Consider the following 24,563-nt stretch of genomic DNA (forward strand, 5'->3'; position numbering starts at 1 on the left):
TGTGTAAATAAAAAAGCCGGTTTTATTTAACAGAATAATTCTGGCTGATAGAAACTCTCAATGCGAGCAATCCTGTAATTCCTTGAAGATCTTCTACTTTTAGAAATTCTATATCATGTTGTAGAATGCCTTTCTTCTGAAGTTTGGTAACATATTCCAGATATTCTTTTTGATTTTCCATACCAAAATATACGATGGTAATTTTTCCGGGAGCTGTAATACGCTCTGAAGAATCTTTTACATGGGCTTTATCCAAGCGTTTTTTAATGATCTCGTAGTAGGAATTATAGGCTCCGTCTACATCAAAGCGCTTTTCATCCATTCGGAAACGGATGTCTATTTTTTCATTATACACAAAGATCAGAGAAGCTATATCCAAAGAAATAGGAAGATCTTGTTTAAAGACTTGAAACTCAAGTTCCATTTTGCAGATGGTCTTCAGCTGCCAGTATCTTAGTTTGTGTACAACTTTTGAAGTATAGTGTAGCTCTGGAGAAATGTTATGGCCTATGTATAGATTGTGCTCTACACCATCAGATTTAAATCTTTCATAGTAATGAGGAAAGATCTGTTGGGCCTTGATCTGGTTTTCATCCAGCATATCGGCCAGTTTTCTGTTGAGAAGTGTTATAGAATCGTCCAGTTTTTTTCTGTGATTATAGAACAGATCGGTTTGGGAGAGTACCTGTAAAAAATACTCCTTAATTTTTGTTTTTACTTCCCGGGATGATCTCATTTCCAGCTTGGCTTGTAAAAAAGGATGAATTTCTTCTCTCAATAATCTCTGAAAACGTTGTTCAGTATCAGCTTTGATCTCATTGTTCAGTTCATTCTCAAACATATCAAGAGCCAATGTGAATTTTTCTGAATCAGAATTTGTCAAGGTCAGAATATCAATAAGCCACTCAATTTGTTGGTTGAGATCCTGAAGCATTAATTTAAAACGTTTTTCAGAGGAAGAACGAATATCAGATACCCCAAATAAAGGTGTTAGATTCTTAAAGGAAATCTGTTTTAAAGTATAGATTTTTTTGCCAAGCGAAGCTGTGAAATATTTTTCAGCTTCATTTCTGAACTTCCATACTACACTATCATGGATTGAAGTGTATTCACGCTGGATAATAGCTTCTATCTGGTAATTTTTTTCAAAATAGAACCTGCTTAGGGAGAAAAGAATCATGTCTGAGAAAAACTCCATTTTTTTGAGTTTTAACCCGTTAAAACTACCGGCAATAGGAGAGGTGAACTCCATGATAGCAAGCAGATCATTGTCTTTCATGATAGGAATTACCATGAAACTGTTAACATTATTATCCTTTAAAATAGTAAAAGATGGAAGCTGCCTGACACTTTCATCCAGGTTATTCACATTGGAAACCACAATGGGTTTTGAATTATGACTTAAGTTGTTGAAAGTATTTATTCTGGTCTCTTCATCAAAAGCATTGATCCAGAAGTCAAGGATATGATTTGTTAAGACACTTTCATAAATAGGAAGTTTATCAAGTTTCTGTTCCTTCTTATTGAAAGTCATCAGCCCGAAGTTGAGTTCAGCTACATCAAAATAAGATTTGAAGATTTCAGTAAGATTTTCATTGGGATTTAAATCTTCGGGATCAATTTCTATCATGCTTGATTTAAGATCAGACAATGCTACCTCAGAGGTGCAATCTACAAGAGAAATAATAGTAAAACCTTTCAGTATCCATGATTGAGAGGGAAAATACTTTTTCCACAGTTTAAAATCATCCAGATTTTCCAACAGCATATCCAGGATATCATCAGAAGGAATTTTGGCTTCTTCTGTAGGAAAAATTTCTGTAAAATCTGAATTTACTGTAATCTTATAGTGTTTCATGATTCCCAGTTTATTGGGGATATCATAATAAAAAGGAATGGAGCTTTTAATGTCTTTTTTAAAATAAGACTGAAGGATCAGGCAGCAACAGAATACATAAAACTCATTATCACTAATATTTCTGAGTTCGATCTCAAAGTCTTTTCCTGCATCTTTCAGTATTCCCTTAAATCTTTCGGTATAATTAAAGGTGATGTTGGAAAGAGGAATACTTGCTGCTTTTATTTCATTATGGGTAAGACCGGTAGGGAAGAGATCAGCAAGAAGAAGCTTGATGAGCTCTTCGTTTTTTTCCAAAAGGCTGATATCCTGAAAGCCATCTTTAAGCTCCTTAAAGTTCTTTGTCTTCTCTATTAAAGATTCAGCATAATTAACCCTGTATTCCAGACGGTCATTATAACGGATATGTTCCAATACATCCAAATATTTTTTGAATGATATATAAACCTGAAAGGGAGAGTCTTTTTTGTAAAGATTGGTCAACTGCTGAAATTTAGAGTAAAGTTATGAAAAAAAGACTATTTCCAACTCTGTTTTGGATTGGTGAAAATGATTCTTTAGAACTGCTTTATTTTATTTTGTTGAACAAATAATCAAAAAGAATAGCACATTGCATGTTTATGTTCTAATTTTAAAAAATATTTGTAGCGAGAAATCATTTCTACATGATCGAAAGATAAAACCGATCTTTTCTATTTTGTATTGACGGAGTTGTCCTGTCGCTTTGATAGAGGGATTTCAATCCTCTTATCTTTAACGAGTGATAAAGCAAATTCTTTGAATGATTCCTGAGCACTAAGGATATAATCATCCAGAATGTTTCTTTGGGTTTCCTCATTGATGATTTTATCAATTTCCCCAGTATTATGGTAGTAAAAAAGATAGGTTTCATAGTTGGTTTCTGCCAATTCATCATTCAAATAGTTGTCTACTTTGAACTTTACTTTTAAAGAGGTTCTATTCTGGGAAATATCTTCAGCAGTATAGGTAGCAGCACATCCTGAACCACAGCTTAGAGTGAAGGAATTGTTTTCCATATCCGTTATGGTTTCTTTGGAAGGAGCTGTTGCAGCTGTAGTTTGGACTGGAGGAAGATTTTCTATTTTTTGTTCCAGCGTTTTCTTTTTGCATGAAGATAGAATGGAAATTATGAACAGGGATGTTAGAATTATTTTTGTTTTCATATAATCCAATGGGTTATTTTTTGAATAAATTAAAGATGCTTTTATTATTCTCTTTGGCGTAATTATAGGCAGAGAAGCCTTCAAAGGTCATTTCATGTGGATCTGCTCCTTTTTCAAGTAATAACGTAACAATTCTGGGTTGGTTGCTTTGAGTGGCTTCCAAAATGGGAATAAATTTTTTGTTTCCTTCGGGATCGGTAAAAGTTTCTACCCTTGTTCCTGATTGTATCAATAGAGTCACGATATTAACATTCTTGGAATTAATGGCTGCTACAAGAAGGGAATATCCTTCATCATTGATCTGAGTATTGAGGTCTGCTTTATGGTCTATAAGAAATTTCGCCATTTTTTCATTTCCTGTATTAATGGCAATATACAATGCTCCATAGGCATAGTATTCATCTTCTGCAGCATTGTTAATATCGGCACCATTTTTTAACAGTTTGTCAACTTCTTCAATGTTTCCGGACTTTACAGCCAATCCAAGTGTATTATATTTTAAATGATCTTCCTGATCCTGAGATGAAGTTTCAACAACTTGCTGGGGTTTTGCTGTAGTATCTTTTATGATTGCTTTTTCAGCTGTTGGCTGGTTGTCTTTTTTTACTTCTTTAGAGCTACAATTCATTAATGAAATTATGGCTAATACAGCTACTACATTTTTTATCATAAACCAAAAGTATTTATTTTTCCTTTATTAAAGGCATTTCATTATTTCCCGGGTTAATAAAATAGATTGGGTAACCGGAAATTAAATAAGTATTATCTGATTTTTCGATGTAAATAATTCCCATTTCATCCTCTAAAGAAGGGTTGAAAATGATTTTTATTTTATCATCATTGAGTTTTTCCGCCCGTATATGAGAATAGGATTCTTTATCTCCACCGTCATTAATCTGGATTGAAATATCATTTATTGATTTGATCGTAATATCATAGCTCGTTTTAATCTGATCTCTGTTGGATGCTTCAAAATGATAATGTCCTTTCCAATGATTCGAAGCTCTTATAGATTTTGTTGGGTTATTCTGAGCTGTAGCTACTATATTTTCTGTGGGTTGAACAATTGCTTTATGGTTGTCTTTCTTACAGGAAAAAAGAGTTATAAGCAGTAATTGGTTGATAATAATATTTTTCAATTTTATTTACATGGCTCAAGAATCAAAGGAGTCTTACCACCGTTTTCTTTTATGAGAAGGAAGTCATTGCCCACAAATTCTAGCTTTTGTTTTTTCATATTATATAATCCGGTCCATTGCAATTCTGCTTTTCCATTTTTTTGCAGAATAAGTTTTCCAATCACCTTATCTTTTGAGATATCTTCATCTACAATTCTCAAATTCTCCTTATAGTAATCTTGCTGAGAGGCTAAACTTGCATACTTTAGAAGAAATTCATTTTTGTTGGATACCTTTTCGACTTTTAGGTTGATGTAAATAGCATTGAAATCATATAGAGATAAATACCCTTCGTTTTTATTGATCTCCAGTTCTGTTAATTCATTTTTACAAATTACAGCCCAGGTTCCTTTTAGATATGAAGGAATGGTGTCTTGCTCAGATTCTTTTAATTTGGTATTATTACAATTTAATAATAAGCCAAACAAAGACAATATAAAAGTTAAATAAGTCAATCTCATTGTTTCCAGAATTTTGAGTCTATCTTTAGAGAAACTAGTTATTGTTTTATATAATCAGAAATATTTTTAGTCATTGCTTCGTTGATGTTGATACTGTGTTTTAATTTAATCATCTTAGCATTTTCATCATAAAAGCTTTTTACTCCTATTTTAGCCAAATAAAAATTATCTTTTTTCCATTCAAATATTAACTGATAAATAGAACTTTCTGCTTTTTGGATTACATCTACTGAAAAAGAATTTTTGCCGATACGTTTGAAATCAGAATAAGCTTCCATGGGTTCATTGCATCTTAAACAAGGAATAATGTTCTTGTTACTGCTGATCTGAGTGTGTTTCTCATTGTTCTTACCAACAAGAATATCTAATGTCCTATAATATGAATCAATATTATTAAAATATTCATCACCCATAATCTCTTTTTCTTTTGAATTGGCGCGTATTAAAACTTTATCTTTTGTCTGATCATTGTTAAAATCAAAAATAAGACTGTCTAAAACCACTTCGTTGGAAGTAATAGCTATTGGAATATCATTTTGAGATTGAGCATTATGCTTTATAGCTGAAGTATCAGAGTTCATTACTTCAAATTGGGTGACCTCCTGTTTTGTTTCTTTGCAGGAGAAAAATAATATGAGCCAGATAATAAAAAATATTTGTGTTTTTATCATTTTTATTTACAGGGTTCAAGAATTAATGGTGTTTTACCACCGTTTTCTTTAATGAGAAGAAAATCATTGCCTACAAATTCTAATTTTTGTTTTTTCATATTATATAAACCAATCCATTGCAGTTCTGCTTTCCCGCTGTTTTGCAGAATCAGTTTTCCAATAACCTTATCTTTTGAGATCTCGTCATCTATAATTTTTAAATTCTCCTTATAATAATCTTCCTGAGAAGCTACACTTGCATACTTCAAAAGATATTCTTTTTTGTTGGATGACTTTTCTACCTTTAGGTTGATGTAAATAGCATTGAAGTCATATAGGGATAAAAAGCCTTCGTTTTTATTAATTTTCAGTACTGTTAATTCATTCTCACAGATTACGCCCCACATTCCTTTTAAATCTGAGGGATAAGTTTTTAAATTCTGAGAGCTTCCTCCTTTTTTATAGAAGTTGATTTTTTCAATTTCTTCATTTGCAATTGGGTCGGGTTCAGGATAAGATATTTCTGAAAATAGCAGATCATTATTTCCTTGTTTCACATAAATTCCTGGAGTTTTGGTTTTACCCTGTTTCAAAAAATAAATACGTTTTTCAGGAGGTGTATTTTTAATTTTATTAAAAATATCATTATTGTAGGTATGATTACCCAAATATTTGTAAGTTCCATCCTGAGAAAATTCTAAAAGGGTAAACGTTGTAAATCCTTCGCTGAATGTAGGTAATAGAATGTCATACTTATTATTTCGTTTAAATAATAGAATTTCTTTCGTTGTATCAAGATTCTCTGAATGAATAAAGTCAAAAGCTATAGGAAATTGTATGATATGATCATTTACTTCTAAAAAAGAGTTTCCTCCTTTAAACGTGTACATAACTAATGGAATGATACTATTTTTCAGTTGATGAACTACTATTTGATCATCTTCTTTAGAAATAATTGATTTTAAATCAACTGTTTCATAAGTATCTGATTTTATCTTACTATTATTTGCGTTAGTGGCTGTCTGGCTGGAGCTTTTTGTACAGGAGCACAAAAAGATGCAAATTATTAAATACTTGAATATATTAAGGTGCTTTGTAATCATTTTTTATTTTTGAAAAGTTGATTGATTGTAATGTGTTAGTTTTTCTTTTCCGTTAACTTCTTTAATCTTTCCTCTGTTTTTCTCTTGTTCTTGTTCTTTTCTTTCTGCTTCTGACTGATTTTCATAAGTTTTATAACTAATGAAATATGCAGGATTCATACGATAGTCTGTACCTACTTGCATTTTATAATTGCAAAATATTTCGAAATGTAAATGCGGAGCTCTGGTTCCATCAGTAACGCCAGATCTTCCTGTAGTACCCAGAATATCACCAGATTTTATAGCTTGACCAAATGTAAATTCCTTTACTGAATCCAGATGACCATAAAACAAATAAATATCTCCATTCTCATTCCAATAGCGACCATGTTCCTGTTCTCTCGATGTCTGCTTGGTATATTGTTTTTTCATGGCCATAAATGCTTTTGGATCATCTACTTTTATAGTTATTGTATTACCATAACCTCCATGCCAGCATCTATGATATACAGTTCCGTCAACACAAGCATAAATATTGGTTCCTGTTTTAGCGAATAAATCTAGGCCTGTATGAGGTCTACCTACTTCTTTTCTAATATCTGTTCCAAATAATCCCCATATTTTGCCTAGAGGTTCAACATCACCTCCGTTTTGCATATATAATGAGCATCTTGGATTATCTACAGGATCATGCCATTTGCCATCTGAAGGAACCTTTTCTACAGGACTACACTCATTAACTTTAAATACTTCTATTCCTTTTTCAAAATATTTTTTAGCGTCTTTCCATCCAGCAATACCTCCATTTACTTTAGCTCTGATCTTTTGAATACTATCATCATCAGATTTTTTTATCTCGTCTGCTACTTTCCATATTTCATTGTTTTCCCAATAAGCAAGAGCAGAAAGAACTGCATATTTTACTTCTTTTACTTTATCAGGATTGGCCTCTAAATCAATATAGTCATCCGGGAATATTTCTTTAAGTTTAAGAGATGCTTTTCTGTAGTTTTCTCTTCCTGTTAACTGCTTTAGACCCCGGCCTCTAAATTTATATCCATCTCCACTTGCCTCATTTCCGTTTCCATTACCTTTTCCATTCTCAGCAGCATATAGGAAATTTAATAACTTTATTTGTGGTCTTTGTGCACAAAACTCTTCAATTTGTCCTCTTCTTTCTAATTTACCACTTCTATCTCCAAATATACCTTTATTTCGGATGTTTGTTGGAGTATACGGATTGACATCGGTTTCAACAATCCAGGATGTATTGATTCCTAGTGTCTCTGCTCCAACCTGAGCAAAGAAATGGGCTTTCCGTAAGCAGGTATCTAAATGGATCGGTTTATCTGTATTCTTTCTTTGTTGGATATACTGGTTGAGATATTTTGCGATCTCTTCCCTATAAGCAGTAGAGGCTGGATGAACTCCAAAAAGATCTTCTATGAGTTTTAATGTAATCTCTGCTTCACATCTCGGACACTTATTCCCAATCTGGAAATAAGCTCCTTCTTTATTCAGAAACTTTTTATCATGCTGCTTTTGCCCCTGAGCTTTAGCATGAAGGTACAGGAATTCCGGTACTTTTTTCAGGAGCTTAAAGGTAATGGTATCTCCGGCCTGATAATTTTTTATGACTAAAACTTTTTTTATTTCTTCTTCGCTGGACGTTTTGCCGTTTTCTATTTTAGGATTTTTGGCATTTCCTTTCTGGGCATTTGAGAGGATGGTTTTAGCTATGGAAGCCTTTTGGGTTTCATTAGTTATGTTGGTAGCACTTCCAAATGTATAGGTGTAAGTTCCGTCTTCTTTTCCTTTGTTTATCTTATCTTGCCACTGTTTCAGCTCTTCTTCGGATTTCGGGCGGAGATGGATTGGAATTTGGACAATATTGTTTTTTACGATTCCTGTGAATACTGTTTTTTCAGTTCCCGGAACAGCTTGTCCGGCAGGTGTTTTTTGTTCCATCTGTTCTTCGGTAATTTCCAAAACAGGAAGAACAGCATCTGGAGCACCTTTAATAAGCCCATCTTTTTCTTTGATGGAGATAGTCACCTGTTTTCCGTCAAGAAGCATGGTTCTGGCTACCAGGTACAATTTACTATCTAATGGGGCACTGTCTACTTTCTTAAAGTCAACACCCAGTTTGAACGTTTTAAAGGTAACGGTCTTTTGATTTGTAGTATCTTTTCCATAAGCTTCAGCAGTTAATGCTGCTGTAATTACTTCCAGTGTAGTATATTTCTTTTGAGACTTCAGGCTATCTTTTATTTTACCAAGAATAGTCTTAGCCACTTTATTTTTCTCTTCAGCAGTAGAGGTTTTGTTACCACTCTTGCTTCCTCCGAAGGTATATGTATGGGAGCCATCTTCCTCACCAGTTTCTTTGATATATTCTTTTTTAGCAAAATAAGCATCCAGAAGTTCTTCAATATTTACAGGATTAACTGTGGAAGGGGAAACTCCTCCAGGAGCTGCAGGGGTAGGTGGCTGTGTATTATGAGCACTCCCGTGAGCTGATTGTGGATCAGGTTCAGGTTGTGCCGGAGCTGGGGCAGGTTGTGGCTGTTGGGGCTGAGGCTGCTGCTGTTGAGGTCGTTGTGGCTGTTGAGGTTGCTGAGGTTGTGATGGTTGTGGTTGTGGTTGTGGTTGTGGTTGTGGTTGTGGTTGTGGTTGTGGTTGTGGTTGTCCTGATGGAGGACGCAATTCCCCAGGAGTATTTACATTGACATTATTGGTTGCATGCTTTCTATTGGAATAATACTCCACAGTTACATAGAATTCAAGTTGCTGAGGGTCGGTTTCTCCTTCCATAGCTTTTCTCATGAGGGCTTTCGTCAGCATGAATTCTGCTCTGGCAGTTCCGTTAATGACCTTGGCTCTTTTATTCTCTATAGACTGATTGCTATTATTATGTCCTGAATCTCTGGAATCATCCTCCCAAAGAGTAAACATCAGATATTGCCCTTCCAGATTCATACATTTGGCTTCAGCAATCAGTTTTTCCGTAAAACTAAAAACTGTTCCGGGGGTATCATCTATATATTTTAATTCAACTTTATTGATTCTTGGGATATCACTAGGCTGTGGTTGTACCTCTAAGGCCATGGGAGTTCTTCCTTCAGGATTGTGAAGATAGGCTTCAATTCTGAAGGTATCTTTGTAAGCATTTGTATTAAAAGTAAAACTGCTTACTCCTGTTTTCTTGATATTAGTGGGAACAAATCTTCCATCTACTTTTTTGAACAGGTGCCAAGTGACGAGTGCTGGGTTTCTTTTTTCTAATGGAGTAGCAGGATACCATTCATCAATTTTGTAGGTAACACGTTCTCCAACCTTTGGTTTTGTATTTCCCGATATTTTATAAATTCCTTGTTTAGACATGGCTGAAAAGTTTTTAATTAATAAGCATCCACTTCATCATCTTCTGTCTCCTTCTGAAATTCTTTTAAATTTACAAAAGGATTGATATTATGCTGCTCTTGTGGATCAGCATTTTTTACATTCTGTTTGCTCATTGAGGCGGATTGCCCATGCTCCATAATGGTAATTTTTCCACCAGTAGAACACATCAGTTCTGACATCTCTGTGACACAGCTATTGCCCATCACTTTTACTTTGTCATAAGTTTTCTGCCATATGCCGGCAGGAGCGTAAGCACAAGGAAGATATCCTCCTGATGTTGGTTTCAATTTACATTTTCCAAAGCTTGGGCCCTGAGGATTAAATTGAAGATCTTGTTCGGTGACAGCCAAAAAATCAGCCTGCCCCTCTGCATTATTCCAATAATGTTTCTGATGGGTAGTTACTTTAAACTGTGGGAATTGATCTCCCTGATTACATTGTGCTTTCCCTTTCTGAATGACAAAGTGTTTTCCGTCATGTGGGGATGCGGATTCGGACATATTGTGTGGTTTTATTGGTGTTGTATCAAAGATACTAATTTATTTTAATTGCTTTTCCATTGTGAAAATATTCTGCTCTGTTACATCTCCAATCTGAATTTCAAATTGTGCGGTGACCTTTTGAACCATCAAACTGGTAAGATTTAGAGTATATTCAGCTTCATGACGGCAGGCAACTGAATACTCATTGATAGGAGACTGTTCATGATATTCGTAATCTTTATCATAAAGCTGATTCAGATTTCTGTAATCGCAGGAATTTCCAAATTGTTTAATCCTTACTATATCATTGTCCTGATCTTTAGGAAAAATACGATTATAAAGCTCAAAACGGATAGGAGAGGCAGTTGATAGCCATGGAATAAATTCATGGTAGACATCAGAGTCTGTCCAGTCTTTATACTTTGCTCTGTAAAAAGAGCCAAAAAGAAACTGAACAGGCAATGTATTTCTGATGCTTACTAAAATCTGATGACTGTCTTCAGCCGTTTTTTTCAGGTGATCAATGTAAGATGCAGAAAGCTCATCTGTAAAATATTTTTTTAAAGCATCCAGTTCACTTTTGATAACTGTTTCTGAATGAAAGAATTTCGTCTCTGTAATTTTGCCAGTTTTGTTTACCCTGATTTCTACAGGAAATAATATTGCTGCAGAGGCTTTTGATAAGCTTGAAACTTTACTGTCTGATTCTGTTCCATTTTTATGAGAACCAAATATTTGTAATGAAAAGAAATGATCATCCTGCTCAGCTCTCAGATATTTGAGTTCAGTTTGGTATGAATAGCTTGTCTGGACACTTCCATTTTCGAGCTTTTGAAGTGTTATTGTGTAAACTCCACTTAGTAAAGGTATTGGATGGGGTATTTTTCCATGAGGCGGATGGTAGTATAAACTATCTCCGTTTTTATTGATCTCTTGATTGAGTTTACTGATTTCATCACCAAAGGGAATAAGAAGCAGCGTTCCTGGGTTCATTTTCACCGGTTCTGCAAGCCTGTCATATACAGCGCAATGCTTGTTATGAAATTCTTTAAGATATATTGGATTTTCTACTTTCAGATCAGATGCAATTTTTTCCAAAGTATCGCCTGGAAGTGTCATATAAGTAATCATGTGATTGGTGATTAATGATTATTAAAATACTGAGATTCATTTCTCAGCGTGTAATTTAGAAAAAATCTCACAAAAAAACCTTCCAAATCATGTGAAAGGTTTATTAATAAAGTAATTATCCCTGAAATCAGGGAGTAATTTTATACTTTGGATATACTTAATCTGGTGAGAATTTTTTTCTATTCTGATTTTATTCTGCTTGTATGAATATATCCTTCTTTCTTCAAGTAAAACAAACATTAAATATAGATATGTGTTTACTTCCATTTCCCCTATCTATTAAACTCACCAACACAAAAAAAACCTTTCAGATCATCTGAAAGGTTTTTGATATTGTATGAATAACTTTTTACAGTCCGAATACTTTTGCAAACAGATCCGGGAAGATACCCAGAACGATAATTGCTACAATTACAAATACTGCAACAATATTGTAAGTAAGTGTTACCTTTTCTGATGATTTGAATGTTGATTCTTTAAAGAAGAACATAGCTATAATCAGTCTTAAATAGTAAGCGATGGATAGGGCAGAACCTAAAACTGCTACCAATACTAAGAAAGCTGCTCCGTTCATCGCCTGAGAGAATAAAGCAAATTTCCCCATGAAACCAGCCGTTAGCGGAACTCCTGCCATTGAAAGCATAGAGATGGTTGCTGCTGTTGCCAATAAAGGTTCTGTTTTTGCCAATCCTTTGAACGCTCCGAAAGAAGTTTCTCTTTTTAATTTCTCTACCCAGATCAGACACATGAAAACTCCTACTGTAGATAGAGCATAAGCGAATAAATAGAACGCTAAGTTATAAGTAGAAAGGCTTGTCATTCCGAAGAATACCAATCCTATGTATCCTGCGTGAGATACTGAAGAGTAAGCCAACATTCTTTTTGCATTTGTCTGAGCAAGACCCATAACGTTTGCCAACAATAAAGTGATGATTAAGAATACTCCAAGTACATTAATCCATTCGTGGGTAACTCCGGCAAATCCGATTGTCATTAATCTGAACAATGCGAAGAAACCTGAAATTTTTACCACACTCGCCATGAAAGCTGTAATTAATGAAGGCGATCCTGCATATACATCAGGGCTCCACATGTGGAAAGGTGCTAAAGCTACTTTAAATGCCAATGCACAAAGGATAAGCAATACTCCTAATATGAACATTACGTTCCCAGTGTTTGCTACTCCAAAGTCGTGGATCTTATATAAATCAAAGCTTCCAGCACTTCCATAGATGAACGCAATTCCGAAAAGTAAGAAACCTGTTGCGAATGCACCCATTAAGAAATATTTGATTGAAGCTTCGTTTGATCTCAGATCAGTTTTGTTAGCACCAGCCATTACATATAACGGGATAGAAAGAATTTCAATACCTAAGAACATCGTTACAAGGTTCTGGTATCCGAAAAGTACAATTCCTCCGCATAATGCAAATAACATCAGTGCATATAATTCTGATTGGTGGCTTCTGTGATTGCTGAATGCAAAACCTCCCAAGAAGAATAACAATAAGGTTGTTACAATGGATAATTTAGTGAATAATGCAGTATTAGCACTGTATTCATACATATGCTTGTATTGATCGAAGAACGAACATTCAGGCATAAAGCTTACGTACAATGCGATGATTAAACCCAAAATCCCAATGTATCTTGCGAATTTTCCTTGTTCGAAAACTCCTGAAAATAACGCAATAACTGCCGTTAGGAAAACAATAATTAAAACACTCATAATATAGATTTGAGATGTGAGATTTGAAGTTTAAAGTTTCTGATTCAGAATTAAAAGTTTCCGGTTCAAATGTTCCGGGCTCTTATCTCTTCGTCTTTTATCTTTATTCTTTCTAATCTCTTATTTTTTTAATTTTTAAATCTTTTAATTTTTTAGTTAGCCATCGCTGTGTAGATAAACTTCACTGAACTACTCACCATATCGATTACCGGTTGTGGGAAAATACCAAGTAAGATCACAAAAACCGCTAAACTGGCCAATACAGAGAATTCTACACCAGATAAATCTTTTGCAGTGCTTAAAACTTCTGCATTTCCTTCTCCGAACATTGCTTTTCCGTAGAATCTCAATAAATACACCGCACAAAGAATTACCGTAAGACCGGCAATTACTGCTGCTGTTCCGTTGAAATCATATACTGATTTTAACAGAATAAATTCTCCGATGAATCCATTGGTCAATGGAACTCCCATAGAACCTAATATAATAATCAGGAACAACACTGCAAACTTAGGCGCTACTTTAGCTAAACCACCCATTTGTCTGATGTCTCTTGATTTAAATCTCTTGTATAAAATATCACAACAGTAGAATAATCCCACCACGTTGATACCGTGAGCGAAAGTTTGTACCAATGCTCCTTCAGCACCTTCTACATTGAAAGTTCCTCTTAAAGTAACTACCGCAGAAGCAAAGATTCCCGCTACCATCAATCCTACGTGAGAGAAAGATGAATAAGCAATGATTCTCTTCATATCTGTCTGGATGATTGCAATCAATGCACCGTGAACAATTCCTACGATAGCAAGGATGATAACAATCTGTCCTGAAATTCCTGCAATAGGGAGTGGAGTGATTGGTAGTAAATAACGCATTACACCATAAACCGCCATTTTAAGCATAATACCGGATAACAACATCGATCCCTGAGTAGGAGAGTAGGTATACGTATCAGGCTGCCATGTATGGAAAGGGAATACTGGTAATTTCACTGCAAAAGCAAAGAAAATGAACCAGAATACCACAGTCTGTTGTGTTTCATTCAGTTGTGCATTGTATAGATCTGTTAAAGCGAATGATGCAGAGTGGTTGTACACATAGATCAATCCGGCTAACATAAATAAAGATCCAACGAATGTATATACGAAGAACTTCGTAGTGAATTCAAACCTTTTATTCTCTTGTCCCCAAAGTCCGGCAATAAACCAAATTGGAATCAAAGTGACTTCCCAGAAAATGTAGAACAATAATCCGTCTAAAGAAGTAAATACTCCTACAAGACCGAATTGCATCAACAGAATCAATCCGTAGAATGTATTTCTGTAGTTTACACTTTCGTTGAAAGAAGATAAAATGATGATTGGCGCTAAAATGTTAGTCAGCAATAAAAGAAGCATGCTCATCCCATCGATACCGAAGTGAAGAGAGCTCTTCATAAATTGTGACCACGGATAATTGATTTCATGCTGCAATACGCTGTCTACTGTCGGAGTAAAATCAAAATCCGATAGTATATAGAACGTAAGAAGCATTTGGACCAATGCAATCCCTAGTGCCAAATATTTGCTGGAATTACTCTTCCACGCAAAAACTAATCCCGAACCTACTAGAGGTAATAGTAATAATGTTAATAATAAACAAGACATTATTATTGTAATAAAAAGTTAACAATTAATATAATTCCCACAGCTAAAGACATGATAAGAATATACGTCTCTACATTTCCGTTTTGAACACGCTTCATAGCTTTTCCGCTGTCTTCAGCACCATCACCTACAAAGTTTACAAAACGGTCTAAGATACCCTTATCAAACATCTTTCCTCCGCGTCCTAATCCTTCAACAGTTTTTACAATCAATGCGTTGTAAAGTTCGTCAACGTATAATTTCTTAGCAGAAAGCTTTTCCCATCCGGTATAGTTTTCTTCTGCCACAGCCATTTTTTTCTTTTTCACGTAGGTATTTCTAACGATAAACCATACAGAGAAGAACATAAGAACTGTAGCTGCTAATAAGATCATTTCAGTGTTGAAATCTACTCCTGAAAGAGTAGCTTCCATCTGGCTATAGCTTTGTTCTGTAAGAACAGGCTTTAACCATTCCATCAGTTTAGCATAGTGTCCGTGACCGATGAAGTGTGGCAAGTTGATGAAACCTCCAACTACAGAAAGGATAGCCAATACGATCAATGGTAATGTCATATTAAATGGGCTTTCATGTAAATGGTGTTTTTGCTCTTCAGTCCCTCTGAACTCTCCGTGGAAAGTCAGATAGTATAGTCTGAACATATACGTTGCAGTCATTGCCGCTAAAACAAATAAGATTACCCAATACATTGGATTTTTAGCGAAAGCTGCTACTAAAATTTCGTCTTTAGAGATCATCCCTGATAATAAAGGGAAGCCTGAGATCGCTAATGTTCCGATAAGGAATGTAGCGTGCGTAAGAGGAATGTATTTTTTAAGACCTCCCATGAAACGCATATCCTGTTCGTTGCTCATAGCGTGGATTACAGAACCTGCTCCTAAGAATAGTAAAGCTTTAAAGAATGCATGCGTCATTACGTGGAACATAGCTGTTGTATAAGCTCCAAGTCCTAAAGCAATGAACATAAATCCAAGTTGTGAAACGGTAGAGTATGCCAATACTTTTTTGATGTCGTTCTGACGTAGTGCATAGAATCCCGCTAAAGCCGCAGTTAAGAATCCGATTAATAGAATTCCTCCTTGTACCGTTGGTGCTAAAGTAAATAAGAAGTTTGATCTTACTACTAAATAGATCCCTGCTGTTACCATCGTTGCCGCGTGAATTAACGCAGAAACAGGAGTTGGTCCGGCCATTGCGTCCGGTAACCAAGTATATAATGGAACCTGAGCAGATTTACCGGTAGCACCGATGAATAAACTCGCTGTGATAAAGATAATCACTGTTCCGTCTAATTCAAATTTTGAAGCATTTTCTGCTACTGAAAGGTAATCTACAGCATTGGTTTGAGCAGCAATCATAAAGATACCGATCAATAATGCTAAGTCACCAATTCTGTTCATGATGAAAGCTTTTCTTGCTGCTTTACCGTATTCTTCGTTCGTATACCAGAATCCAATCAATAAGTAAGAACAAAGACCTACACCTTCCCATCCGATGAATAAGATAAGGTAGTTGCTTCCCATCACTAAAAGTAACATTGAGAAGATGAAAAGATTCAGGTAAGTAAAGAACTTATAGAATCCTTTATCGTGACTCATATATCCGATAGAGTATAAGTGGATCAGTGAACCGATACCCGTAATGATCATTACCATCATTAAAGACAGCTGATCGATCTGGAATCCAAAATTGATTTGAACCCCATTTACTCTAAACCATTCAAAAGCTTTTACGATTACAGGCTGGCTTTCAGAATTGAAATTCATGAAAAGACTTACAGCAATACAGAAAGATCCGAATACTGCTGCCGTTGCCAAAGAACCTACCAATATTTTTGGAAGATTTTTTCCGAATAAACCGTTAATAAGAAACCCTAAAAGTGGTAAAAGTACTATTGCATATACTAAATTCTCCATTCTTATCCTCTTAATTTATTAAATATACTCACATCTACAGAACGGGTATTTCTATACAGCATAGCAATAATTGCCAGACCTACCGCTACTTCAGCAGCAGCAACCACCATAATGAAGAACACTAAAAGCTGTCCGTCTCCGTTGCCTTTGTATGCTGAAAAAGCAGCCAATAAAAGGTTTACAGAATTAAGCATAAGCTCTACACAGCCCAGAATCACAATAGCATTTTTTCTAAGCAATACTCCCATCACTCCTAAGCAGAACAATACTGAACAAAGGATAATGAAGTAGTTCAAAGGGATGCTTTGTATAAATGTATTTACTTCTCCCATAATTTTATAAATCTTTTTTACCGATTAATACCGCGCCTACAATACCTGCTAAAATCAGGATGGAAGCAAGCTCAAACGGTAAAACATATTCATTAAACAAAAGTCTACCCAGGTTTTTAGTAAGACCAACACCTCTGTCTACATTCTCAACAACAATTTGGTTTTGCTGAACTCCTCTGAATACTCCTAAAACTCCTACTAAAAGAAGACCTGCAGTAAAAACTCCAATAAATTTTAAAGTATTACCCTTCTTACTTTCGTCTGCTTTATTAAGGTTAAGCATCATAAGGATGTAAAGGAAAAGTACCATGATGGCACCTGCGTACACTATAATCTGGATGATTGCAAGGAACTGAGCATTCAGAAGAATGTACATTCCGGCAATTGAAAACATCGTAACAATTAATGACAAAATAGCATATAAAGGATTTCTAGCAAATACAAAGTAAACTGCACTTGCCACTGCTAAAAACGCCACCAAGAAAAATAAAAACTGATCCATTATTTTACCGCATTTTTTTGTTTCTCGGATTGTCTTGTCGTGATGTCAATCCTTTCATTTATTTTTTCAACTAATTTATCTTTTCCATAAATGAAAGAACCTCTGTTGGTTTCCACATCTACCAATCTGTCTGTAAGATAGATGGCAGATTTAGGACAAGCCTCTTCACACATACCGCAGAAAATACATCTTAGCATATTGATTTCATATACTGAAGCATATTTTTCTTCTCTGTAAAGTCCTTTTTCCTCTTTAGTTCTTTCAGCAGCAGTCATCGTAATGGCTTCTGCAGGACAAGCTACCGCACAAAGTCCGCAAGCAGTACATCTTTCTCTGCCTTCCTCGTCTCTTTTCAAAACGTGCTGACCTCTCCAGATGGTAGTTCTTGGCTTCTGTACTTCCGGATACGAATATACTGCGGGAGCACCTTTTATCACGGTTCTTACAGCATGCTTAAATGTAATCCCCATCCCTGTAAAGATTGCAGGAAGGTAGATTTTTTCAGCAAGGGTCATTTCTTTATTGGAAACAACTTTTGATCTGTTTGTAAGTTTCATTTATTTAATTTTTTTAGGCTGAACCTGTATCCAGCATTAAAAATATATTCTTATCTCTTAGTTTGCAAATGCTAAAATTACAGCTCCTGTAATTAATAGGTTTACCAATGCCATCGGGATTAATGTTTTCCATCCTAAGTGCATTAACTGGTCGTATCTGAATCTTGGAAGCGTCCATCTGATCCACATGAAGATCAGAATTCCGATTACAGTTTTCGTTAAGAATGCTACGATACTTAAGATTCCTGCAACGTTTTCTCCCCAGTTCTGAGTTACCCATTCAATACCAGGATAGTTGTAACCTCCAAAGAAAAGAACAACCATGAAAGCATTGGAGATAAACATGTTCACGTATTCCCCGAACATATATAAACCTAACTTCATAGAAGAGTATTCTGTAGAGTATCCTGTTACCAATTCAGATTCACACTCAGGTAAATCGAACGGGTGTCTGTTTGTTTCTGCTAAAGCAGCTACAAAAAATACAAGGAAAGCAATTGGTTGGTAGAAAATATTCCAGTTCATTCCGGAAACCCAAGGAATAATTCCCCATAGTTTTCCAGTAGTCTGGCTTTCCGTGATTACTTTTAAATCTAAGCTTCCAGACATCATAATGATAGAAAGAAGCGCTAATCCCATTGCCAATTCATAAGAAATCATCTGAGAAGAAGCACGGATAGCACCCAGTAATGAATATTTGTTGTTCGAAGCCCAACCTCCGATCATAATTCCGTAAACCCCAATGGAAGCCATTCCGATGATGAAAAGTACACCAACATCAATGTTAGCCACCTGAAGATCAAAAGAAGTACCTGCAATATTTAAACTTTTACCCCAAGGAATAACTGCTCCTGTGATTAATGAAATAAACATTACTAAAGCCGGTCCCAATACGAAAAGGAATTTTTCAGCATTGGCTGGCGTAAAGTCTTCCTTAAAGAAGAATTTTCCACCGTCAGCAAGAGGTTGCAGTAATCCGAAAGGTCCAGCTCTGTTAGGACCAATTCTATCCTGCATGATAGAGGCAACTTTTCTTTCTGCCCAGGTAGAGTAGGCTGCAATCGTTAACGATAGCAGGAAAAGTGCTAATACAAGTATAAGTTTAAATGTAAGTAAATCCATTCTGAATTTTAGATTTTAGATTTTAAATTATAGATTAATGAATTCATTTAAAATTTATAATTTAAAATTTATAATTTTTATAAATTTTCGTCTTTTTCACTGATTTCCTTAGCCATAGGATTGTCTAAAACTCTTAGCTCATCTTTCGGCTTTTCGTAGTGATTCAATGAAATTACAGAGTGTCTGTCGATATGTCTAGGACCTTCGATGTTCCAGTCTGATAATCCTTTTCTTTCGAAACGGCATGTATCACAAATGAATTCTTCAACTTCACCCCACTGGTCTTTTCTTGCAGTAACTCTTACAATTTCGTCACCTTTCATCCAAACTACAGCTTTTCCGGAACATTTATCACATTTGCAAGTAGCATTCATTGGTTTTGTGAACCATACTCTGCTTGCAAAACGAGATGTTCTGTCTGTTAATGCTCCTACAGGACAAACGTCGATAATGTTTCCGATGAAGTCATTATCTAAAGCTTTATTTAAATAGGTGGAAATTTCCGCATGATCTCCTCTGAAAAGAATACCGTGTTCTCTTTCACCCGTCAATTGGTTAGCTGCTAATACACATCTAGCACAAAGAATACAACGGTTCATGTTCAGCTTGATGTGTGGCCCAAGATCATCGGCTTCGTAAGTATTTCTTTCGAATTCTGTTCTTGTTTCAAGATTTCCATGCTCATATCCAAGATCCTGAAGGTGGCATTCACCAGCCTGGTCACAAACCGGGCAGTCTAGCGGGTGGTTTACTAATAAGAATTCAGTAACCGCTTTTCTTCCTTCCTGAGCTTTCTCAGAAGTAAGGTTTTTAACTTCCATCCCGTCCATTACATTCGTTCTGCAACTTGCTACCAATTTAGGCATAGGACGCGGATCTGCTTCAGATCCTTTAGAAACTTCTACAAGACAAGTTCTGCATCTTCCTCCACTGGTTTCTAATTTGCTGTAGTAACACATAGCGGGAGGTACAGATTTACCACCAATTTGTCTTGCAGCTTCCAAAATAGAAGTACCAGGCAAAACTTCAGCAGTCTGTCCGTCTATCGTTATTTTGAATTTTTTAACTTCTTCGCTCATATTGTATGCTTTAAGCTTTATGCATTAAGCAATAGGCTTTGTTATTTATATTTCTTTGTATTAAATGTATATCCAATTCCCCCCATAATCTGTCCGAAAACAAAATCCTGCTGGGCTTTGTCAGGTTTATTATTTAATGTGGTTTTAATATCCCACATATTGATATAACCTGCTTTTCCTTCTAGTCTTACCATTACATGGTTCCAAAGTACTAAGTTAAGACTGGCTCTTACATCAGTTCCCATACCTGCAACGTGGAAACGGTCACTTCTTTCATTTCCAAAAAGCTTTACATTACTTTTTGGGAACATAAATCCGATACCGGCTCCATAAGACCAAACTAAATCAACATTTTTCTTGTTGATAAGACTTTGATATTTTTCAAGACCTAAATTTTCATAATTAAGTCCGTCCGTATGTTCAAAAGTAAGAAACTTCTCATCTGCAAGATTAACCTGCCCGTTTTGTACCATGGCTGCATATTCAGGATCTGAAATGTGTCCTTTAAAGTTAACGGTTTGATCCTGATCCATCACATACTTCATGTGGTCAATTCCCAAAACAAGCGCTAAATTATCTTTAATAAAATATCCTATTCTGAAGTTATACTGTGTTACCGTAAACCAGCTTGGATCAAAATAGACAATTCCAAATTTTGTAGGCCTGTCTTGAGCCGTTACATTATTCAGTTGGAAATCATATCCATTTCCTTTAAAATGAATATCAGAATTACTGAACGCTGCTCTGTTCCATCCATAAAAAAAGAACATCTGTCCTTTTTTGCTTAAAGGTTCCGGTTTCTTAGAAACAGGAGTTTTAAACAGGTTTGCATTATTTTCTACTAGTATAGAATCTTTTTTCTGTCCGAAAACAAAACTCGACATCATTAAGCCGACAACCAATAACTTTTTCATTTTACCTATGCATTCTTTTCAACAGCCGGAATAGGATCTGCGTAATGTGCCAATCCATAATTTTGGGTCTGAGATAATTCAGGGTTTTTCACGTGCCACTCAAATTCATCTCTGAAGTGACGGATGGCTGCTGCAACCGGCCAAGCTGCTGCATCACCTAATGGACAGATGGTGTTTCCTTCGATTTTTCTCTGGATATCCCAAAGTAGATCGATGTCTTCCATTTTTCCTTCTCCTTTCTCTATTTTCTTTAGGATCTTATGCATCCATCCCGTTCCTTCACGGCAAGGGGTACACTGCCCACAACTTTCATGGTGATAAAATCTGGCTAAAGTCATTGTGTGTTCTACGATACACTGGTCTTCATCCAAAACGATGAAACCTCCTGAACCCATCATTGTTCCGGTAGCGAAACCACCATCAGCCAATGATTCATAGTTCATATATCTTGGCTCTCCGTTCACTGTTCTCAACAATAAATTAGCTGGAACAATTGGAACAGAACTTCCTCCAGGAATACAAGCCTTTAATTTTTTTCCGTCTTTAATACCACCGCAATATTCATCAGAATAGATGAATTCTTCTACAGTGATCGTCATATCGATTTCGTATACGCCCGGTTTGTTGATGTTTCCACAAGCAGAAATTAATTTCGTACCTGTAGATCTACCTACACCAATTTTAGCATACTCCGCACCTGTAATATCAATGATTGGAACAATTGCTGCGATAGACTCAACGTTATTTACTACCGTTGGTCTCTCCCAAAGACCTTTTACAGCCGGGAATGGCGGTTTTAATCTTGGGTTACCTCTTTTTCCTTCAAGAGATTCAAGCAATGCAGTTTCTTCACCGCAGATGTATGCTCCACCACCTCTCTGTACATAGATTTCAAGATCGAAACCTGTTCCTAAAATATTTTTACCTAAAAATCCTGCTGCTTTAGCTTCTTCAATAGCTTCTTCTAAAATATCCGGAATCCATGAATATTCTCCACGGATGTAGATATAAGAAACATTTGAACCTAAACAGAAAGATGAAATTAGCATTCCTTCAATCAATAGGTGAGGAAGGAACTCCATCAGATATCTGTCCTTAAATGTTCCAGGCTCAGATTCATCCGCATTTACGACAAGGTGTCTTGGAACGCCTTCCGGTTTTGCCAAAAAGCTCCATTTCATCCCTGTTGGGAATCCAGCTCCACCACGACCTCTTAGTCCTGAAGCTTTTACTTCTTCAAGAATTTCGTCAGGAGTCATCTTCAAGGCTTTTTCAGCTGCCGTGTAACCTCCCTGTTTACGATACGTTTCAAAGTAGCGAATACCTTCTATATGTGCGTCTTTAAGTAAAAGTTTTTTACTCATTGTTTATTATGCTTTTCGCTATCGGCTGTGGGCTTCTAGCTTTTTATAATTATTAAAAAAATTAACTGAGTTTAAATCCAAAATTCAGGATTCAAAATCTTTATTAGTCTAAAGCAACCTGTCCCTGTCTGCAAAGTTCAAGGATTTCGTCTACTTTTTCTATCGTTAAATTTTCATGAAAGAACTTTCCAAGCTGTAACATGGGTGCGTATCCGCATGCTCCAAGACATTCAGCAGGTTTTAAGGTGAACATACCGTCTTCGGTAGTTTCTCCGTCCTTAATGTTCAGTTTGGTTCTGATATGATCAAGAATTTTTTCGCTTCCACAAACCATACAAGGTCCTGTTCTGCAAACCTCCAAAACATATTTACCTACCGGCTTCATGTTGAACATTGTATAGAAAGTAGCCACTTCATATACTTCGATCGGTTTGATACTTAATAGTCCGGCAACATAATCCATCACAGGAACATCTAACCATCCTCCGAATTCTTTCTGTGCCAAGTGAAGTACAGGAAGAAGAGCAGATTTTTGTCTTCCTTCAGGATATCTTGCGATAATTTTGTGTACCTGTGCTAAACTTTCCGGTTTAAAAGCTATTGTTTCGCTCATTTTTGAAATTTTAGATTTTAGATTTTAAATTCTAAATGAATAACGGTCTAAAATCAATTTATAATTTATAATTCAAAATTTATAATTCCAGTTATGCGTCTAATTCTCCCGCAATAATATTCATACTACACATCGTTACAATGGCATCTGAAATTACAGAACCTGTAATCATTTCAGGATATGCCTGATAGTAGATGAAACATGGTCTTCTGAAGTGAAGTCTGTATGGGCTTCTTCCTCCGTCACTCACAAGATAGAAACCTAATTCTCCGTTTCCTCCTTCTACCGCATGGTAAACTTCTCCTTTCGGTACATCAGTTTCTCCCATTACGATTTTGAAGTGGTAGATCAGCGCTTCCATTTTCTGATATACATCTGCCTTTTCAGGGAGATAGAAATCAGGAACATCTGCGTGGAATGGTCCTTCCGGAAGGTTTTCGTATGCTTGTTTGATAATTTTTAGTGATTCCCAGATTTCCTGTTGACGAACCATGAAACGGTCGTAAGTATCTCCTGAAGTTCCTACAGGAATAATGAAGTCGAAATCTTCGTATGAAGAATAAGGCTGTGCAACTCTTACATCGTAATCTACACCTGCTGCACGTAAGTTTGGACCAGTGAAACCATAGCTTAATGCTCTTTCGGCAGAAATAGCTCCTGTACCGATGGTTCTGTCCATGAAAATTCTGTTTCTTTCTAATAGTGTACAGAATTCTTTGAATCTTGGTGGGAAAGTCTTTAAGAAGTCTTTCAATAACTCATGGAACTTAGGGGTGAAATCTCTTTCAAATCCTCCAATTCTTCCCATGTTAGTAGTCATCCTTGCTCCACAAATCTGCTCATACATATCATAAATACGTTCTCTTTCGATGAACATATAGGTAAGTCCTGTAATCGCTCCTGAGTCCATCCCGGTTACCCCGTTACAGATTAGGTGGTCACCGATTCTCGCTAGTTCCATGAGAATAACACGCATATAGTCTACGCGTTTTGGAACTTCAATGCCAATCAGCTTCTCAACTGTCATGTGCCAGCCTAAATTGTTAATTGGAGCAGAACAGTAATTCATACGGTCAGTAAGGGTAGTGATTTGAGAATAGTTTCTTCTTTCAGAAATTTTCTCAAATGCTCTGTGGATATATCCTACCGTTTGCTCAGCATGAAGGATTCTTTCTCCGTCCATCGTTAAGATATTCTGGAAAATCCCGTGAGTGGCAGGGTGGGTAGGTCCTAAATTGAGGGTGTATAATTGTCCGTCAATCTGTTCCTTACTTTCGTACTGGTTTAGTATATTAGATAATGAGTTATCTTTCATAATGATTGCTTTTAGCTATTTGCTTCTGGCTATTGGCTAGCTG

General features: G+C 35.9%; 22 protein-coding genes. All 22 read right to left on the reverse strand.

Going from position 1 to position 24,563, the window contains the following annotated elements; translation table 11 throughout:
- Positions 1-22 precede the first annotated feature (22 nt).
- The 22 genes from J2772_RS20720 to nuoD all read right to left on the reverse strand — a co-directional run bounded on the left by J2772_RS20720 (position 23) and on the right by nuoD (position 24,520).
- Complete coding sequence (locus J2772_RS20720; RefSeq protein ID WP_209920056.1) at positions 23-2,341, reverse strand: GAF domain-containing protein; 2,319 nt, start codon at positions 2,339-2,341, stop codon at positions 23-25.
- 209 nt (positions 2,342-2,550) lie between these two features.
- A complete protein-coding gene (locus J2772_RS20725) occupies positions 2,551-3,042 on the reverse strand; it encodes a hypothetical protein (protein WP_209920058.1) in 492 nt (163 codons plus the stop codon).
- Between the two features lie 13 nt (positions 3,043-3,055).
- Positions 3,056-3,712 carry an ankyrin repeat domain-containing protein gene (locus J2772_RS20730; RefSeq protein WP_209920060.1) on the reverse strand — a complete coding sequence of 219 codons (657 nt, stop codon included), beginning with the start codon at positions 3,710-3,712 and terminating at the stop codon, positions 3,056-3,058.
- A 13-nt stretch (positions 3,713-3,725) separates the two neighbouring features.
- A complete protein-coding gene (locus J2772_RS20735; protein WP_209920062.1) occupies positions 3,726-4,181 on the reverse strand; it encodes a hypothetical protein in 456 nt (151 codons plus the stop codon).
- Between the two features lie 2 nt (positions 4,182-4,183).
- Positions 4,184-4,681 carry a hypothetical protein gene (locus tag J2772_RS20740; RefSeq protein ID WP_209920064.1) on the reverse strand — a complete coding sequence of 166 codons (498 nt, stop codon included), beginning with the start codon at positions 4,679-4,681 and terminating at the stop codon, positions 4,184-4,186.
- Between the two features lie 38 nt (positions 4,682-4,719).
- Positions 4,720-5,352 carry a hypothetical protein gene (locus J2772_RS20745; protein WP_209920066.1) on the reverse strand — a complete coding sequence of 211 codons (633 nt, stop codon included), beginning with the start codon at positions 5,350-5,352 and terminating at the stop codon, positions 4,720-4,722.
- A gap of 2 nt (positions 5,353-5,354) precedes the next feature.
- On the reverse strand, positions 5,355-6,221 hold the full coding sequence (locus J2772_RS20750; RefSeq protein WP_209920068.1) for a hypothetical protein: 867 nt from the start codon (positions 6,219-6,221) through the stop codon (positions 5,355-5,357).
- Between the two features lie 216 nt (positions 6,222-6,437).
- Positions 6,438-9,797: a peptidoglycan DD-metalloendopeptidase family protein gene (locus J2772_RS20755; protein WP_209920071.1), complete on the reverse strand. Its 3,360-nt coding sequence runs from the start codon at positions 9,795-9,797 to the stop codon at positions 6,438-6,440.
- A gap of 17 nt (positions 9,798-9,814) precedes the next feature.
- Positions 9,815-10,318 carry a DUF4280 domain-containing protein gene (locus J2772_RS20760; RefSeq protein WP_209920073.1) on the reverse strand — a complete coding sequence of 168 codons (504 nt, stop codon included), beginning with the start codon at positions 10,316-10,318 and terminating at the stop codon, positions 9,815-9,817.
- Positions 10,319-10,357: 39 nt separating this feature from the next.
- Positions 10,358-11,431 carry a hypothetical protein gene (locus J2772_RS20765; protein WP_209920075.1) on the reverse strand — a complete coding sequence of 358 codons (1,074 nt, stop codon included), beginning with the start codon at positions 11,429-11,431 and terminating at the stop codon, positions 10,358-10,360.
- A 349-nt stretch (positions 11,432-11,780) separates the two neighbouring features.
- Positions 11,781-13,160: an NADH-quinone oxidoreductase subunit N gene (locus J2772_RS20770; RefSeq protein WP_209920077.1), complete on the reverse strand. Its 1,380-nt coding sequence runs from the start codon at positions 13,158-13,160 to the stop codon at positions 11,781-11,783.
- A gap of 152 nt (positions 13,161-13,312) precedes the next feature.
- Positions 13,313-14,806 carry a NuoM family protein gene (locus J2772_RS20775; RefSeq protein ID WP_160138896.1) on the reverse strand — a complete coding sequence of 498 codons (1,494 nt, stop codon included), beginning with the start codon at positions 14,804-14,806 and terminating at the stop codon, positions 13,313-13,315.
- A 2-nt stretch (positions 14,807-14,808) separates the two neighbouring features.
- The gene (nuoL, locus tag J2772_RS20780; protein ID WP_209920079.1) at positions 14,809-16,722 is read right to left on the reverse strand and encodes an NADH-quinone oxidoreductase subunit L; all 1,914 of its coding nucleotides are present in this window, start codon (positions 16,720-16,722) and stop codon (positions 14,809-14,811) included.
- 2 nt (positions 16,723-16,724) lie between these two features.
- Positions 16,725-17,054 (reverse strand): NADH-quinone oxidoreductase subunit NuoK, encoded by a 330-nt coding sequence (gene nuoK, locus J2772_RS20785; RefSeq protein WP_045492868.1) that lies wholly within the window; start codon positions 17,052-17,054, stop codon positions 16,725-16,727.
- A 4-nt stretch (positions 17,055-17,058) separates the two neighbouring features.
- Positions 17,059-17,556, reverse strand: coding sequence for an NADH-quinone oxidoreductase subunit J (locus J2772_RS20790; protein ID WP_045492870.1), 498 nt, complete (start codon positions 17,554-17,556; stop codon positions 17,059-17,061).
- Positions 17,556-18,113, reverse strand: a complete 558-nt coding sequence (locus J2772_RS20795; RefSeq protein WP_040996950.1) for a NuoI/complex I 23 kDa subunit family protein — start codon at positions 18,111-18,113, stop codon at positions 17,556-17,558. The genes J2772_RS20790 and J2772_RS20795 overlap by 1 nt, the downstream gene beginning before the upstream one ends.
- A 57-nt stretch (positions 18,114-18,170) precedes the next feature.
- A complete protein-coding gene (nuoH, locus tag J2772_RS20800) occupies positions 18,171-19,235 on the reverse strand; it encodes an NADH-quinone oxidoreductase subunit NuoH (RefSeq protein WP_209920081.1) in 1,065 nt (354 codons plus the stop codon).
- Positions 19,236-19,312: 77 nt separating this feature from the next.
- Positions 19,313-20,314: a 2Fe-2S iron-sulfur cluster-binding protein gene (locus J2772_RS20805; protein WP_209920083.1), complete on the reverse strand. Its 1,002-nt coding sequence runs from the start codon at positions 20,312-20,314 to the stop codon at positions 19,313-19,315.
- A 41-nt stretch (positions 20,315-20,355) separates the two neighbouring features.
- Positions 20,356-21,228: a hypothetical protein gene (locus tag J2772_RS20810; RefSeq protein WP_209920085.1), complete on the reverse strand. Its 873-nt coding sequence runs from the start codon at positions 21,226-21,228 to the stop codon at positions 20,356-20,358.
- Between the two features lie 5 nt (positions 21,229-21,233).
- Positions 21,234-22,592, reverse strand: a complete 1,359-nt coding sequence (gene nuoF, locus J2772_RS20815; RefSeq protein WP_209920086.1) for an NADH-quinone oxidoreductase subunit NuoF — start codon at positions 22,590-22,592, stop codon at positions 21,234-21,236.
- A gap of 103 nt (positions 22,593-22,695) precedes the next feature.
- The gene (gene nuoE / locus J2772_RS20820; protein ID WP_045492885.1) at positions 22,696-23,205 is read right to left on the reverse strand and encodes a complex I 24 kDa subunit family protein; all 510 of its coding nucleotides are present in this window, start codon (positions 23,203-23,205) and stop codon (positions 22,696-22,698) included.
- A 91-nt stretch (positions 23,206-23,296) separates the two neighbouring features.
- Positions 23,297-24,520, reverse strand: coding sequence for an NADH dehydrogenase (quinone) subunit D (gene nuoD, locus J2772_RS20825; RefSeq protein WP_209920088.1), 1,224 nt, complete (start codon positions 24,518-24,520; stop codon positions 23,297-23,299).
- Positions 24,521-24,563 lie beyond the last annotated feature (43 nt).

It is taken from the genome of Chryseobacterium jejuense (genome assembly GCF_017877355.1).
Taxonomy (GTDB): Bacteria; Bacteroidota; Bacteroidia; order Flavobacteriales; family Weeksellaceae; genus Chryseobacterium; species Chryseobacterium jejuense_A.